Raw genomic sequence first — 14,890 nt, 5'->3', positions numbered from 1 at the left:
CCGTCCGGCCCGTCCGGTCCCGGCGGGCGGCAGGCGGAAGGGGTGGGCGGGACGTTTCCCCCAAGGCGGGAGCGGGTGTCGGCGACGCCCGGCGGCCCGCCCGCGGGGACGGCGGGCGGGCCGGGTCCCGAGCGTCCGACCAGCGGGTTCCGTCATGGCTCGGGCGGCTCCATCCCGAGGGGAGGACCTGGTGTCCGGGCACCGCGGAACCGGCGACGAACCACTCGTCGCCGGATAAGCGGAACATCCCGGACGGCCGCCCACCCGAGGACCGGAACCCCTCGGGAGCGACTTTCCCGGCCACGGGCGAGGGCGTACGGAAGCCGTCGCGGGGAGCGCCGGAAGGAGTCCGTCGCGGACAGGACCCGGGAGGTGGACGGCAGTCGGCTCGGTCAGGGGCAGGGCCGGGGAGGGGCGGACGGCGGCCGTCCACCTCCCGGGTCCTGTCCGCGGGCAGGGCCGGGAAGGGGCGGACGGCGGCCGTCGCGGGGAGGGTCAGACGGGGGTGTCGTCCCCGTCCGCGACGGGGAGCAGGAAGCCCTCCTCGACGAGCAGCCGGATCGCCTGCGGGGTACGGTCCCGCAGCAGCACCGGGTCCTCGCCGGTCAGCCGGCCGATCGCGTCGAGGATGCGGCCCGCGCTGAGCGTGCCGTCGCAGACCCCGGCGAAGCCCGCGCCGACGTGGTCGACCCGGGTCGCGCGGCGCATCCCCCGGTTCTGCCGGAGCACCACGTGCTCCGGGTCCTCCGCGCCGGGCAGTCCGACCTGCTCCTGCACCACCTCGGGCGCGAGCGTGAACCGGGCGGCGAGCAGGGCCGCGTCGTCGTGGGCGCGCAGATGGTCCTGGCGCTCGAAGTGGGCGCGGACGGTGGGCCCGAGGGGCTGCTCGACGGGGTGCGGCCACTCCTCGACGAGGATCGACGGATCGACGGCGCCTGAGGCCACGGCCCCGTTGCGGCGCAGGGTGATCCAGCCGAAGCCCACCGCGCGCGTCTTCCGGGCCTCGAACTCGTCGAGCCAGCCCTCGTACGCCCGCCGGTACGCCTCCGGGTCCCCCCGGTGGTCGCCGCTGTCCCGCAGCCACAGCTCGGCGTACTGGGTGACGTCCTGCACCTCGCGCTGCACGATCCAGGCGTCGCAGCCCGCGGGCACCCAGGACCGCAGCCGGTCCTGCCACTCCTCTCCCTCGACGTGCTGCCAGTTGGCGAGGAACTGGGCGTACCCGCCGTCGTTGAGCCGCTCGCCCGCCTGCTGTACGAGCGTCCGGCACAGCTCGTCGCCGCCCATCCCGCCGTCCCGGTAGGTGAGCCGGGCACCGGGCGAGATCACGAACGGCGGGTTGGAGACGATCAGGTCGTACGTGTCCCCGTCGACCGGCTCGAACAGCGAGCCGGTGAGCAGTTCGGCCTCGTGGGCGCCGGAGAGGGCGAGCGTGAGCCGGGTGAAGTCGAGGGCGCGCGGGTTGAGATCGGTGGCGGTGACCCGGGTCGCGTGCTGCGCCGCGTGCAGTGCCTGGATGCCGGAGCCGGTGCCCAGGTCGAGCGCGGAGGAGACCGGTGTGCGGACGGTGATGCCCGCGAGGGTGGTGGAGGCGCCGCCGACGCCGAGGACGACCCCTTCGTCCTTCTGCCCGATGCCTCCGGCGCCGCCGACCGCGCAGCCCAGGTCGGAGACGATGAACCAGTCCTCGCCGTCCGGTCCGCCGTACGGCCGGACGTCGACCGTGGCGGCCACGGTGTCGTCCGTGCGGACCAGCCAGCCGTCGGCGAGGGCTTCGGCGAACGGCAGCGCGGCGGCGGCCCGCTCGTGCCCCACGGACTCCTGGAGCAGGAACAGCCGGACGAGGGTCTCCAGCGGCGAGTCGCCACGGGTGGCGCGCAGGGCGGGCACGGTCTCGCTGCGGGCGAGCGCCGCGTAGGCCGGGGCGCCGAGCAGGTCGAGCAGTCCGTCGGCGGTGAAGTCGGCGGCGAGCAGGGCCTCGCGCAGACGGGCGGCGTGCGCGGGCACCGGGAGGCTGGGGGTCAGGCTGGTCGTACTCACGGACCCCATTGTGACCGCCGCCACCGACATCCGGGCGGGCGACCCGGCGGGCCGCCCCTGATCCGACTCCGATCCGGCCCTGATCAAGCTCCGATCCGGCTCCGATCCGGCTCCGATCAGCCTTTGGTACGGCCCCGATCCGGCCGGAAGCGGACGGATCGGAGGCGGACCGGAGGCCGCTGGACCGGAGGCCGCTGGACCGGGGCGGAGCCAGGGGGCGCGGGTCCGGCTCCGGCCCGCTACTCCTGGCTCTTGGTCGCGGCGGGCTTCTCCGGCGCCTTCTCCGGCGCCTTCTCCGACGACTCGTCGGACGACTTGTCCTCGGACTTCGCCGACGGCTTGGCGGCGGCGTCGCCGGAACCCTCGGCGGTGCCACCGGCCTTCGGGGGGGCGGAGCCCGTACCGTTCGGGACGGACGCCTTGGGCTTCTGGCAGCCGGGCTGCTTCGCCATCGCCTGGCCCAGCTCGCCCTCCTCCAGCTTGGACAGCGCGGCCTGGTCCATCTTCTCGATCTTGGTGAGACCGTCGGCGACGCCCTGGAGGCCGTCGGCGAACTTCTGCTGGTTCGACGGGTCCAGCGCGTCGACCTGCTTCTTCAGGCCCTCGTAGGCCGCAGCGGTGGCGTTGAGCTCCTTGATGGCGTCCTGCTTGACCTTCTCGCCGTTCTCGACCGGCGGCGCACCGGCGCTCTCCACGGCCTTGGCCAGGGCCCGGTCGGCGTCGGCGATGTCCTGGAACGCCTTCGAGTCGGCGGCCTGGATCTCGGCGGGCTTGCTGTCGGCGGCCGTCGAGATGATGATCTGATGGGCGTCGGCGCGCTTCTGGATCTGGGGCTTCGCCTGGTCGCAGAACGTCTTGGCCCAGTCGCCCACCTTGTCGCCCTCGTCATCGCTGCAACCCGACAGCGCGAGCACCAGTACCGCGCCGCCGGACAGTGCGGCCGCAAGCTTCTTGTTCACCGGATCGGTCCCTTCCAAGGCTCTCGGCCCCGGAACATACACGCCGAACGGGCGAGTTCCACCTTCCGTCCGAGTGATTCGCCCCGGATTGCAGCCTTTAGAACCAAGGGAGACCCTCGTGCCCGCCCCGGAATCACCCGGGAATGAGACACACGACACGCGCGGAAGCCCCGGATGGCACCCTGTCAGGAGACGCTCACCGCGCGCCTCTTGGAAGCGCTTACGGCGACCACGAGGACGAGGGCGGCGACCACCGCGACCACCGCCCGTACGAGGGGGTCGGCGTCCTTCCCGTATCCGAAGTGGACGACCGCCGGGGCGATGAGCAGCGCGACCAGGTTCATGACCTTCAGGAGCGGGTTGATCGCGGGGCCCGCCGTGTCCTTGAACGGGTCTCCGACCGTGTCCCCGATGACGGTCGCCTCGTGCGCCGCGCTGCCCCTGCCGCCGTAGTGGCCGTCCTCGACCAGCTTCTTCGCGTTGTCCCAGGCGCCACCGGAGTTGGCGAGGAAGACCGCCATCAGGGCGCCCGTCCCGATCGCCCCGGCGAGGTACGCGCCGAGCGGCCCGACCCCGAGCGCGAAACCGACAGCGATCGGGGCGGTCACCGCGAGCAGGCCCGGTGTGACGAGTTCGCGCAGCGCGTCCCTGGTGCAGATGTCGACGACCCGTCCGTACTCGGGCCGCTCGGTGCCGCTCATGATCCCGGGATGCTCGCGGAACTGCCTCCGCACCTCGTACACCACCGAACCCGCCGACCGGGAGACGGCGTTGATCGCCAGTCCGGAGAAGAGGAAGACGACGGCCGCGCCCAGGATCAGACCGAAGAGGTTGTCGGGCCGTGACACGTCCATCGAGAGGCCCGGCCCGGCCGCCCTCGCGCCGACATCGGCGACGGAGGTCGCGATGGCGTCCCGGTAGGAGCCGAACAGCGCCGAGGCCGCCAGGACGGCGGTGGCGATGGCGATGCCCTTGGTGACGGCCTTCGTGGTGTTGCCGACGGCGTCCAGTTCGGTGAGGACCCGCGCGCCCGCGCCCGTGACGTCCCCGGACATCTCCGCGATGCCCTGGGCGTTGTCGGCGACGGGACCGAAGGTGTCCATGGCGACGATCACCCCGACCGTGGTCAGCAGCCCCGTACCGGCCAGCGCGACCGCGAACAGCGCCAGCGTGATCGAGGCACCGCCCAGCAGGAACGCCCCGTAGACGGTGAGCCCGATGAGGAGCGCCGTGTAGACGGCGGACTCCATGCCGAGCGCCACGCCCGCGAGGACCACCGTCGCCGGGCCGGTGAGCGAGGATCTGCCGATGTCCCTGACCGGACGCCGGTCCGTCTCCGTGAAGTAGCCGGTGAGCTGCTGGATCAGCGCGGCGAGGACGATGCCGAGGGCGACCGCGACGAGCGCGAGGACCCGGGGGTCGCCGCCGTGGTCGTGGATGCCGGGATCCGTGACGCCCCGGAGTCCGGCGTAGGACGACGGCAGATAGGTGAAGGCGACGGCGGCGACCCCGGCGAGCGAGAGGACGGCGGAGACGAGGAATCCCCGGTTGATCGCGCTCGTCCCGCTCCGGTCGGCGCGGCGCGGCACGACCGCGAGGACCCCGACGACCGCGGTGACCACACCGACCGCCGGGATCATCAGGGGAAACGCCAGACCGTGGTCGCCGAAGGCCGCCATGCCCAGGATGAGCGCGGCGACGAGGGTCACGGCGTACGACTCGAAGAGGTCGGCCGCCATGCCCGCGCAGTCGCCGACGTTGTCACCCACGTTGTCGGCGATGGTGGCCGCGTTGCGCGGGTCGTCCTCGGGGATGCCCTGCTCGACCTTGCCGACCAGGTCGGCGCCGACGTCGGCGGCCTTGGTGAAGATGCCGCCGCCCACCCGCATGAACATGGCGATCAGCGCGGCACCGAGGCCGAAGCCCTCCAGGACCTTGGGCGCGTCGGCGGCGTAGACCAGGACGACGCAGACCGTGCCGAGCAGGCCGAGTCCCACGGTGCACATGCCGACCACTCCGCCGGTACGGAACGCGATCCGCATGGCCCGGTGCGCGACCTCGGCCGGGTCCCTCGCCGGTTCGCCGGGGCCCGGCGTGGCGTCCCGCGCCGCCGCCGCGACCCGCACGTTCGCCCGTACGGCGAGCCGCATCCCGATGTAGCCGGTGAGCGCCGAGAACAACGCCCCGACCAGGAAGAACAGCGAGCGCCCCGCCCGCTGCGCCCAACTGTCCGCGGGCAACGCCATCAGCAGCAGGAACACGACTCCCGCGAAGATGGCGACGGTCCGCAGCTGCCGGGCGAGATAGGCGTTGGCTCCCTCCTGCACGGCGGCGGCGATCTCCCGCATCCGCTCGGTGCCCTCACCCGCCGCGAGCACCTGCCGGAGGAGGAGCCGCGCGACCAGGAGCGCGAGCAGGGCGACGGCCCCGACCACGGCCACGATCGTCCGGTTCCCGCTGGTGAGCACCGCCGCGGCGAGAGAAGTGGGATACATGGGGACGGATCATAGGGAGCCATAACCGGACAGACGGGGACCCCGCAGGGACCTCCGCGCGGATGCACCAACCACCCGCCGAGCCCGAGACAGCTGGGACCGGGCGGGACGACGGGTACGCCGGGGCCCGGACGGACAGCCTCGGGGCGATGGACCGCGGGCTGGGGCCAGGGGACGCGGGACGGGCTCACGGACGCGGTCGGGGACGCGGACGTCACGAGCGGCCGGGGCTGCTCCCCCACCGGCGTACGCGCCCGGGGCCGCCGATGTACGGGTCCGGGTCACCGGACACCCGTGCCGAAGGCGCACCGCCTTCCCCACAGGGAGTTTCCGCGCACACGGGAAGAGGCCCCGCCGCCTGGGCAGGGCCTCTTCCCGTACGTCCTCAGGACAGGATGTCCGCCGCGCTCACCGGCCAGGTCATGCGGATGGTGCCGCCTGCCTCCCCGGCGCTCACCTCGACGTCGTCGACGAGCCCGCGGATCACCGCGAGCCCCATCTCGTCCTCGCCGTCGGCGTCGTCGAATTCCTCGGCCGGAGCCGAGGAACGCGCGCCGGGGACACCGGCGGCATCGGCCGCCGCCACCCCCGCGCCCGGCACCTCGTCGCCGACCGCGATGGAGAACGTCTTCTCGTCCTCGGTCAGCACGACGCGGATGGGGGTCGTGACGCCGTTGCCGCGGTGCAGCCCGACGGCACGGGAACACGCCTCGCCGACGGCGAGACGCACCTCGTCGAGGACCGCCTCGTCCACCCCGGCCCGACGGGCGACCGCGGCAGCCACCAGGCGGGCCGTGCGGACGTGCTCGGGCTGAGCGCTGAAGCGGAGTTCAACGGTGGCCATGCGAACCCCCTGGGCTCAGTCGACGGCGTTGACGGCCTCGTCGACCGAGGTGTGGATCGGGAACACCTTGGTGAGACCCGTGATCCGGAAAATCTTGAGAATGCGCTCCTGGTTGCAGACCAGACGCAGCGAGCCCTCATGGGCACGCACACGCTTCAGGCCACCGACCAGCACGCCGAGTCCGGTGGAGTCGAGGAAGTCCACGCCCTCCATGTCGACGACCAGGTGGTAGCTGCCGTCGTTCACCAACTCGACCAACTGCTCGCGCAGCTTGGGCGCGGTATACACATCAATCTCGCCACCGACCTCGACGACCGTACGGTCACCACCAGCGCCGGACACATTGCGAGTCGACAGGGACAGGTCCACGGATCCTCCAGCACCTTGCTATGGAACGATCGCCCCCTCGGATCTCCGGAACGGAGTCGGGGAACCGATCGCCAGCCGCGATGGCATTCAATCACTTACCAGCAGCCATGCACGACGCCTTGGAAGCATTGTCCGTCATGGCAGTGACACACTCGATGCCGATGGCCAAGAATCACCGCCCCCGTCGTCCGGCCGGGGACACGGGCAGCCGCCCCTCTCCCGGCGAGGTCCTGGACCTGCTCTCCTCGGGCGAGAGCCGAGCCGCGCGCATCACCCATACGGAGCACATGCCCGCCCGGGAGGGCCGTCATGCCGTCTGGCCGCACCGGATCCGCCCGGAGGTGATCGCCGCGATCGAGGGCGCCGGGATCGAGCACCCCTGGGCCCACCAGGCGGAGGCCGCCGAGCACGCCCTCGACGGCACGTCCGTGGTGATCGCCACAGGAACCGCCTCGGGCAAGTCGCTCGCCTACCTCGCCCCCGTCCTGAGCACCCTCCTGGACGGCTCCGAGGCCCCCAACGGTCGCGGGGCCACCGCCCTGTACCTCTCCCCCACCAAGGCCCTCGCCGCCGACCAGCGGCGCGCCGTGCGAGAGCTGACCACCCCGCTCGGCACCCGGATCCGCCCCGCCGTCTACGACGGCGACACCCCCGTCGAGGAACGCGAGTGGGTCCGCCAGTACGCGAACTACGTGCTGACCAATCCCGACATGCTGCACCGGGGCATCCTCCCGTCCCACCCCAGATGGTCCTCCTTCCTCCGCTCCCTGCGGTACGTCGTGATCGACGAGTGCCACACCTACCGGGGCGTCTTCGGCTCCCACGTCGCCCAGGTCCTGCGGCGACTGCGCCGGATCTGCGCCCGGTACGGCTCCGAGCCGGTCTTCCTCCTCGCCTCCGCCACCTCCGCCGAGCCCTCCGTCGCCGCCCGCCGCCTCACCGGTCTCCCGGTCGTCGAGGTCTCCGACGACGCCTCACCGCGCGGCGAACTGGTCTTCGCCCTGTGGGAGCCGCCGCTGACCGAGCTGCACGGCGAGCACGGCGCGCCCGTGCGCCGCACGGCCACCGCCGAGACCGCCGACCTCCTGACCGCCCTGACCCGCCAGGGCGTCCGCTCGGTCGCCTTCGTCCGTTCCCGGCGCGGCGCCGAGCTGATCTCGGTGATCGCGCAGGAGCGGCTCGCGGAGACCGACCGCGCCCTCGCCCGCCGGGTCGCCGCCTACCGGGGCGGCTACCTGCCCGAGGAGCGCCGCGCCCTGGAGCGGGCCCTGCACTCCGGCGAGCTCCTCGGTCTGGCCGCCACGACCGCCCTGGAGCTGGGCGTGGACGTCTCGGGCCTGGACGCCGTCCTGATCGCCGGCTACCCCGGCACCCGGGCCTCCCTCTGGCAGCAGGCGGGCCGCGCCGGCCGGTCCGGCGAGGGCGCCCTCGCCGTCATGGTCGCCCGCGACGACCCGCTGGACACCTTCCTGGTCCACCACCCCGAGGCGATCTTCGACCAGCCCGTCGAGTCGACCGTCCTGGACCCCGACAACCCCTATGTCCTCGCCCCCCATCTCTGCGCCGCCGCCGCGGAGCTGCCGCTGACCGAACCGGACCTGGCGCTCTTCGGCCCGGCCGTCCCCGGACTGCTGCCCCAGTTGGAGGGCGCGGGACTGCTGCGCCGCCGCTCCACCGGCTGGTACTGGACCCGCCGCGAACGGGCCGCCGACCTGGCCGACATCCGGGGCGGCGGCGGCAGCCCCGTCCGGATCGTCGAGGAGGGCACCGGCCGCCTCCTCGGCACCGTCGACGAGGCCGCCTCCCACACCTCCGTCCACGAGGGTGCCGTCCACCTCCACCAGGGCCGCACCTATCTGGTGCGGAAGCTGGACCTGGAGGACTCCGTGGCCCTCGTCGAGGAAGCCGTCCCGCCGTACTCGACCACCGCCCGCGACACCACCTCCCTCACCGTCCTGGACACCGAGACCGAGATCCCCTGGGGAACCGGCCGTCTCTGCTACGGCTCCGTCGAGGTCACCCACCAGGTCGTCTCCTTCCTGCGCCGCAGGCTGATCACGGGCGAGGTCCTCGGTGAGACCAAGCTCGATCTGCCGCCCCGCACCCTGCGGACCCGCGCCGTGTGGTGGACGGTCACCGAGGACCAGCTCGACGCCGCCCGGATCACCCCGGAGATCCTCGGGGGCGCCCTGCACGCCGCCGAGCACGCCTCCATCGGGATGCTGCCGCTCTTCGCCACCTGCGACCGCTGGGACATCGGCGGCGTCTCCGTGCCGCTCCACCCGGACACCCTGCTGCCCACCGTCTTCGTCTACGACGGGCACCCGGGCGGCGCGGGCTTCGCCGAGCGCGCCTTCCACACGGCCCGTGCCTGGCTGACCGCCACCCGAGAGGCCATCGCCTCCTGCGAGTGCGAGGCGGGCTGCCCCTCCTGCGTCCAGTCCCCCAAGTGCGGCAACGGCAACGATCCGCTCCACAAGCGAGGCGCGGTACGCCTCCTCACGGAACTCCTCCGGGAGGCCCCGGAACCTCCTCGACCGGCCCCGGAGACACCGGAGACCCCTCAGGAGGCCCCGGAGACCCGGACACCTCCCCGGACGGCCCCGGACTCTCCGGACTCCCCTCAGGCAGGCCCGGAGACTCCCGCTCCTACCCGGCAGGACCCGAAGATCCCGGCGCCTTCCCCGGCCCGGACTCCTCCCCGGACGGCCCCGGACCCCCCGGTATCGCTGGTGTCCCGGACGCCCCCGCCGCGTCCACGGGACCCGGCTTCCCCGGTGGACCCGACGTCCCCGGCATCCCTGGCATCCCGAACGGACCCGACGGACTCGGCGGCCCCGCGCGGGACCTGAGCTCCGGGCGGTAGGGGCCGAAGGCCGCCCGGACCGTGACCTCGGCGATCTCGCCGCGCAGCCCGCACCGGACCACTTCGGCACCCTGCGCGGCAGCCACCCGGGCGGCCGTCGCACACGCCTCGGCCTCGCCCCACAGCGCCCGGTCGGCGGCGGCGAGCGCGGCCATATCGGCAGCCCCACCGGCCCGGTGCCGGGCTGCCACCGCCTGCCCGAGCGCGAGCACCGCCCCGAACACCACGCACAGCGCACAGGCCGCGAACGCCGCCCACACCGTCGCCGCACCCCGGTCGCCGCCGCTTCCACGGTGCCGGGGCCCGGCCGTCACGGTGTGCCTCCGTGCTCAGCGAGCGCCGCAGCGTCCGCCCGCAGGGTGAGCCCCATGCCGCCGGGGCCCGGGGCCGCCGCCTCCACCGTCACCCGCCACAGCTCCCCCGACCGCGTCACCGCCACCCGGGCGCCCTCGGGCGCGGCGGCCCGCGCGACCGCCTCCGCCGTCGCCACCGGCTCGGAGCGGGCCGCCGACCGGGCGCCCGCCCTCGCCGCGTCCACGCAGCGGATCTGCGCGGCGGCCGCCGCCAGTGCCCAGAGCAGGGTCACCGTGAACAGCGCGAGGAGGGGCAGCACCAGCGCCGCCTCCACCGTCACGAAACCCCGGTCAGAACGGCGCATCGAGGGCCTTCCCGATCACCGACTCCAGCGCCCCCGAGACCGCCCCGCTCGTCACGATCTTGTAGAGCACCGCGGCGAACCCTGCCGCGGCGATCGTCCCCACCGCGTACTCGGACGTGGTCATCCCCGCGTCCCCGCGCACCGCCCCCAGCCGCGCCCGCCACCAGCCACCGGGCCCCGCCCGACGCGCCGCGCCCACCGGACCCGCCCCACCCGGACCGACCTCCGCCGCACCCGTCGCCTCCGTCGTGCCCGTCGTCTTCGGCGCGACCTCCGCCGTGCCCGTCGTCTTCGGCGTGCCCGTCGTCTTCGGCGCGACCTCCGCCGTGCCCGTCTTCCGGGCCGCCTCGGCCGCCACGCCCTCCGTTCGGCCCCTACGGACCGCTGTCGCCGTCCTCCGGCCCGTGCCCACGGTCCCGCCCTTGCCGACTGTCATGCCGTTCTCCTCGAATCGTCCGTTTTCCGTCATGTCGTGGTCTCCTCGTGCTTGCTGTCGTCGCCGTCGTGCCGGCATGGCAGCCGTGTCATCACGACGGCTGTGCGCACCGTCCTGCCGTCGCTCCGTCGCGACCGCTCATCCGCTCAGGAGGCCCATAGCCAGGCCGATCACCACCGGGGCCACCCCCACCGCCAGGAAGGCGGGCAGGAAGCAGAGACCCACGGGGGCGCTGATCAGCACCTGCGCCCTGCGCGCCCCGGTCACCGCCACGCGGGTCCGGGCCGCGCGCAGCGCCGTCGCATGCCGGGCCACCGCCTCCGCCGCGGGCGCCCCCGAAGAGCCGGCCCTCTCCATGCAGCGGGCCAGCCCCTCGGCTCCCGGTATCGCCCCGAACCGCCCCCACACCTCCGCCGGTTCACCACCGAGCCGCAACTCCGCCGCAGTACGGCACAGCCGCTCGCCCAAGGGGCCGCCCAGCGAGCGGCCGACCGCCTCCGCCGCCTCGCCCGGCCCCGCTCCGGCCGACGCACAGGCGGCCAGCAGGTCGGCGGCGAGCGGCAGGTCGCGCGCCGCGGCCTCATCGTCGGCCGACGAGGTCTCCCGTGGGACGAGCCACCGCCGCGCGCCCGCCCCCACCACCGCTCCGGCGAGCAGGGCGCCGGGCACTCCGCAGAGCACCCAGCCGAGACCGGCCGCCCCGAGGGCCACGGCCCCGTGCCGCAGCCGTCCCGAAGGCGCGGACCGCCCCTTCTGCCGCGCGGGCGCCACCGGCGGGAACAGGGCGCCCGCCCGCCGTCGCGTCCCGCGCTCCCGCCGCCCGTCCCTCCAGTGCCGGGCGCCCTGCGCACCACCCGCCAGCAGCACCGCGAGCAGTACCCCCAGCCGTACGGCGTCGCTCATGTCCGCTCCCCTCCCCGGACGATCCGCGCGGCCCACCACAGTCCGGCCGCCTCCAGGGCGCCGCCGACGGCGAGGCAGCCGAGGCCCGCCGGGGTGTGCAGCAGCACCCGCAGGGGGTCCGCGCCGAGCGCCGCCCCGAGACCGATCCCCGCCACCGGGAGCAGTGCGAGGACCACCACCGTCGCCCAGGCCCCGGCCAGTTCGGCGCGCAGCCGCTCCCGTTGTTCGTGGTGGTCCCGCAGGGCCGCTTCGAGCCGTTCGAGACCGGCGGCCAGGCCCGCGCCGCCGTCCACGGCCACCTGCCAGCAGGCGGCGAGCCCCGCGAGTCCCCCGGCGCCGTCCCGGACCGCCGCCGCGCGCAACGCCTCGGGTACGTCCCCGCCGAACCTGGCGGCCGCCAGTACCGCCGCCTCCTCGCCGCCCAGCGCGCCCGTCTCCCTGGCCGCGAAGGACAGGGCCTGCGCGGGCTGCCATCCGGCTCTCAGCTCCCCGACGAGGGCCCCGCACAGGGCGACCACCCGCCCGGCCCTCGCCTCGCGTTCCTTCCGGCGTCCGGCGGCCCGCAGCCACCGCCCGACGAGCGGCACCGCGAGGGCGCCCGCGACCAGGGGCAACGGCGAGGCTCCGAGGAAGGCGAGGACCCCCGCGACCGGCAGGCACAGCCACGCGCGCCGACCGCGCGCCACGGCCCACCGGCGGACGCCCCAGGCCCGCCATCCGCCTTCCGGCCGGAACGGCGACCACCCACCACTCCCGTCGACCCCGTCGACCCCGCCGAGCCCGTCCAGCCCGTCCAGCCCGTCCAGGGTGCCGCCCGCGAGGACCGCTCGCGCCCGGCGCGCACCGCGCCGCCGTCCGACCGTCCACCACAGCCACAGCGCCGATCCGGCACAGAGCGCCGCCGCCGACTGGGCCAGTGCCCGTACGGCATCGGGGTCGGCCGCCATCCAGGACAGCGCCCGTACCCGATCCATGTCCGCGACCGTTTGGGCCAGCGCCCGTACCGACTCCGGGTCGGTCGTCATCACGCTCCCCCTCCGATCAGCGACCGCAGCCGCCCCCAGCCCCGCTCGCGTTCGAACCCGGAGGGGCCCCATCGCAGCGCGGGAACCGTGTGGACGAGGCCCTCGCGGTCCCGCTCCAGGACGTGCGCCTCGGCAATCCGTCGCCGTCCGCCCCCGTCCCGCGCCACGTGCAGCACGACCGACAGGCCCGCGCCCAACTGGCTGTGCAGGGCGGCCCGATCGAGCCCGGCGGCCGTCCCCAGGGCTTCGAGCCGGGCCGGCACGTCCGCCGCCGTGTTGGCGTGGACCGTGCCCGAGCCGCCTTCGTGGCCCGTGTTCAGGGCGGCGAGGAGGTCCACCGCCTCACCGCCCCTGACCTCGCCGACGACCAGCCGGTCGGGCCGCATCCGCAGGGCCTGCCGGACCAGGTCCCGCAGGGTGACGAGACCCGCGCCCTCCTGGTTCGGGGGCCGGGCCTCCAGACGCACCACGTGCGGGTGGTCCGGCCGCAGTTCAGCCGAGTCCTCGGCGAGGACGATGCGCTCCCGCTCGCCCACCAGGCCGAGCAGAGAGGCGAGGAGCGTGGTCTTCCCGGTGCCCGTCCCACCGCTGACCAGGTACGACACCCGGGCGTCGATGAGGGCCCGCAGCACCGGGGCGCCACCGGGCGGTACGGTGCCCGCCGCGGTGAGTTCCTCCAGGGTGAAGGCGCGCGGGCGGACGACCCGGAGCGACAGACAGGTCGAGCCGACCGCGACCGGGGGCAGCACCGCGTGCATCCGGGTTCCGTCGGGGAGCCGGGCGTCGACCCAGGGCCGGGCGTCGTCGAGCCTGCGGCCGGCCACCGCGGCGAGCCGTTGGGCGAGGCGGCGGACGGCGGCGGCGTCCGGGAAGGACACCGGCACCCGCTCCAGGCCGGTCCCCCGGTCCACCCAGACCCGGTCGGGCGCCGAGACGAGGACGTCGGTGACGGCGGGGTCGGCGAGGAGTGGCTCCAAGGGCCCGGTCCCGATGAGTTCGCACCTCAGCTCCTCCGCCGCGCCGAGGACTTCCGTGTCGCCGAGCAGCCGCCCCTGGGCGCGGAGGGCGGCGGCGACCCGGGCCGGGGTGGGCTCGGCCCCGCTGGCGGCGAGCCGCTGCCGCACCGCGTCGAGCAGCGCCGTACCGCCCGCACCCGCGATCCCGGTCATGCCGCACCGCCAGTGGCCAGGGCGTGCGCCCAGAAGGCGTCGCAGAACCGGCCGAGCGGTCCACGGGGTGCGGCGCCCGGGGGCAGTCCCGCGTCGAGATCGGCCACGATCCCCGGGTCGTAGGGCAGTTCCCCGGCCAGCGGCAGCCGCAGCGCGTCGGCGATCCACCGTTCGTCGAGTCCCGTGGCGTAGGGCCCCCGGACCACGGCCCGCAGGTCGCGCACTCCGACGGTCAGTGCGGCGGCCACCCGGTGGGCCGCCGCGACCGCCCGCAGTTCCCCCGGCACGACGAGCAGTCCGAGGTCGAGCTGGGCGAGGGCCTCGGCGCCCGCCGCGTCGGTCCCGCGCGGCAGGTCGACCACGACGACACCGCCCCGGCGGCGGGCGGCGGCGAGCACCGACCGGACGGCCTCGGGCGGCACCGGGGCGGCGGGCTCCCTGCCCCAGCTGAGCACCCGGACGCCCCGCACGGACGGCAGGGACTCCTCCAGGGCGCCACCGGCCAGCCGCCCCTTCGAGGCAGCGAAGTCCGGCCAGCGCCTGCCGTCCTCGCGCTCGCCCCCGAGCAGCACGTCGAGCCCTCCGCCCAGGGGGTCGCCGTCGACGAGCAGGGCCCTCCGCCCGGTCCGCGCGGCGGCGAGCGCGAGCCCGCAGGCCAGGGTGGAGGCACCGGCGCCGCCCCGGCCGCCGACCACCCCCACGGTCAGCGCCCGGCGGCCGACCCCCTCGGCGGCGTCCGCGATGCGGTCCACCAGGACGGTCTCGGCGTCGGGCAGCCGCAGCACGCACTCCGCGCCGATGCCGACGGCCAGCCGCCAGACCTCCGGATCGTCCCGGTCACGGCCGACGAGGACGAGCCCGGGGCGACGGGCCGCGCCCCGGCAGTGGTCCGCCACGTCGTCGCCGACCAGGACCAGCGGCGGATCGGTCCAGTTCGCCCGGCGCTCGGGCACCCGGTGATGCACCTCGGGCTCCACTCCGGCGGCGGCGCACAGCCGCAGCAGATCGTCGAGCAGCCCGAGGTCCTCGGTGACGATGAGCGGCCCGGGGCGGCGCGGCTCGCCCACGCCGGACTCACCGGCCACGCCCCGCACGGCCCCGGCCACGCCCCGCGCACTCCTGGTCC

General features: G+C 75.1%; 12 protein-coding genes and 1 pseudogene. 1 reads left to right on the top strand and 12 read right to left on the bottom strand.

Annotated elements, in window-relative coordinates; genetic code table 11:
- Window positions 1-495 precede the first annotated feature (495 nt).
- The 5 genes from ACIO92_RS12250 to ACIO92_RS12230 all read right to left on the bottom strand — a co-directional run bounded on the left by ACIO92_RS12250 (window position 496) and on the right by ACIO92_RS12230 (window position 6,707).
- Window positions 496-2,049, bottom strand: coding sequence for a class I SAM-dependent methyltransferase (locus ACIO92_RS12250; protein WP_366442035.1), 1,554 nt, complete (start codon window positions 2,047-2,049; stop codon window positions 496-498).
- Window positions 2,050-2,279: 230 nt separating this feature from the next.
- Window positions 2,280-2,999: a small secreted protein gene (locus ACIO92_RS12245; RefSeq protein ID WP_402279908.1), complete on the bottom strand. Its 720-nt coding sequence runs from the start codon at window positions 2,997-2,999 to the stop codon at window positions 2,280-2,282.
- Window positions 3,000-3,184: 185 nt separating this feature from the next.
- On the bottom strand, window positions 3,185-5,494 hold the full coding sequence (locus ACIO92_RS12240) for a sodium-translocating pyrophosphatase (RefSeq protein ID WP_402279910.1): 2,310 nt from the start codon (window positions 5,492-5,494) through the stop codon (window positions 3,185-3,187).
- Between the two features lie 385 nt (window positions 5,495-5,879).
- A complete protein-coding gene (locus tag ACIO92_RS12235; protein ID WP_366442032.1) occupies window positions 5,880-6,338 on the bottom strand; it encodes an ATP-binding protein in 459 nt (152 codons plus the stop codon).
- Between the two features lie 15 nt (window positions 6,339-6,353).
- The gene (locus ACIO92_RS12230; RefSeq protein WP_015034520.1) at window positions 6,354-6,707 is read right to left on the bottom strand and encodes an STAS domain-containing protein; all 354 of its coding nucleotides are present in this window, start codon (window positions 6,705-6,707) and stop codon (window positions 6,354-6,356) included.
- Window positions 6,708-6,787: 80 nt separating this feature from the next.
- Between ACIO92_RS12230 and ACIO92_RS12225 the strand changes: the two genes are divergently transcribed.
- Window positions 6,788-9,559 (top strand): DEAD/DEAH box helicase, encoded by a 2,772-nt coding sequence (locus ACIO92_RS12225; RefSeq protein ID WP_402279913.1) that lies wholly within the window; start codon window positions 6,788-6,790, stop codon window positions 9,557-9,559.
- Between the two features lie 40 nt (window positions 9,560-9,599).
- On the opposite strand, the pseudogene ACIO92_RS12220 reads toward ACIO92_RS12225, so the two are convergent.
- From ACIO92_RS12220 to ssd, 7 genes and pseudogenes are all read right to left on the bottom strand, one after another.
- Window positions 9,600-9,797, bottom strand: a pseudogene (locus tag ACIO92_RS12220) (Rv3654c family TadE-like protein); the annotation flags it as partial.
- An 86-nt stretch (window positions 9,798-9,883) separates the two neighbouring features.
- The gene (locus tag ACIO92_RS12215) at window positions 9,884-10,231 is read right to left on the bottom strand and encodes a TadE family type IV pilus minor pilin (protein WP_366442030.1); all 348 of its coding nucleotides are present in this window, start codon (window positions 10,229-10,231) and stop codon (window positions 9,884-9,886) included.
- A complete protein-coding gene (locus ACIO92_RS12210) occupies window positions 10,218-10,430 on the bottom strand; it encodes a DUF4244 domain-containing protein (protein WP_366442133.1) in 213 nt (70 codons plus the stop codon). Before ACIO92_RS12210 ends, ACIO92_RS12215 begins: the two co-directional genes overlap by 14 nt.
- A gap of 375 nt (window positions 10,431-10,805) precedes the next feature.
- Entirely contained in the window at window positions 10,806-11,570 is a 765-nt protein-coding gene (locus tag ACIO92_RS12205; protein WP_366442029.1) for a type II secretion system F family protein, read from the bottom strand.
- Window positions 11,567-12,517 carry a type II secretion system F family protein gene (locus ACIO92_RS12200; RefSeq protein ID WP_402280346.1) on the bottom strand — a complete coding sequence of 317 codons (951 nt, stop codon included), beginning with the start codon at window positions 12,515-12,517 and terminating at the stop codon, window positions 11,567-11,569. Before ACIO92_RS12200 ends, ACIO92_RS12205 begins: the two co-directional genes overlap by 4 nt.
- Before the next feature lie 77 nt (window positions 12,518-12,594).
- Window positions 12,595-13,764 (bottom strand): TadA family conjugal transfer-associated ATPase, encoded by a 1,170-nt coding sequence (locus ACIO92_RS12195; RefSeq protein WP_402279916.1) that lies wholly within the window; start codon window positions 13,762-13,764, stop codon window positions 12,595-12,597.
- A complete protein-coding gene (gene ssd / locus ACIO92_RS12190) occupies window positions 13,761-14,870 on the bottom strand; it encodes a septum site-determining protein Ssd (RefSeq protein WP_366442027.1) in 1,110 nt (369 codons plus the stop codon). The genes ACIO92_RS12195 and ssd overlap by 4 nt, the downstream gene beginning before the upstream one ends.
- Window positions 14,871-14,890 lie beyond the last annotated feature (20 nt).

The sequence above is a fragment of the Streptomyces sp. NPDC087215 genome, from assembly GCF_044744885.1.
Lineage (GTDB): Bacteria > Actinomycetota > Actinomycetes > Streptomycetales > Streptomycetaceae > Streptomyces.
Note: the sequence above shows the minus strand (reverse complement) of the source record. Positions and strands in the feature narration are given on the sequence as shown.

What these genes read in the sequence shown, in the direction of transcription:
- ACIO92_RS12250 (WP_366442035.1), bottom strand. Translation starts at nt 2,049, where the DNA reads ATGGGGTCCGTGAGTACGACCAGCCTGACCCCCAGCCTCCCGGTGCCC.
- ACIO92_RS12240 (WP_402279910.1), bottom strand. Translation starts at nt 5,494, where the DNA reads ATGTATCCCACTTCTCTCGCCGCGGCGGTGCTCACCAGCGGGAACCGG.
- ACIO92_RS12235 (WP_366442032.1), bottom strand. Translation starts at nt 6,338, where the DNA reads ATGGCCACCGTTGAACTCCGCTTCAGCGCTCAGCCCGAGCACGTCCGC.
- ACIO92_RS12225 (WP_402279913.1), top strand. Translation starts at nt 6,788, where the DNA reads ATGGCATTCAATCACTTACCAGCAGCCATGCACGACGCCTTGGAAGCA.
- ACIO92_RS12215 (WP_366442030.1), bottom strand. Translation starts at nt 10,231, where the DNA reads ATGCGCCGTTCTGACCGGGGTTTCGTGACGGTGGAGGCGGCGCTGGTG.
- ACIO92_RS12205 (WP_366442029.1), bottom strand. Translation starts at nt 11,570, where the DNA reads ATGAGCGACGCCGTACGGCTGGGGGTACTGCTCGCGGTGCTGCTGGCG.
- ACIO92_RS12200 (WP_402280346.1), bottom strand. Translation starts at nt 12,517, where the DNA reads ATGGCGGCCGACCCCGATGCCGTACGGGCACTGGCCCAGTCGGCGGCG.
- ACIO92_RS12195 (WP_402279916.1), bottom strand. Translation starts at nt 13,764, where the DNA reads ATGACCGGGATCGCGGGTGCGGGCGGTACGGCGCTGCTCGACGCGGTG.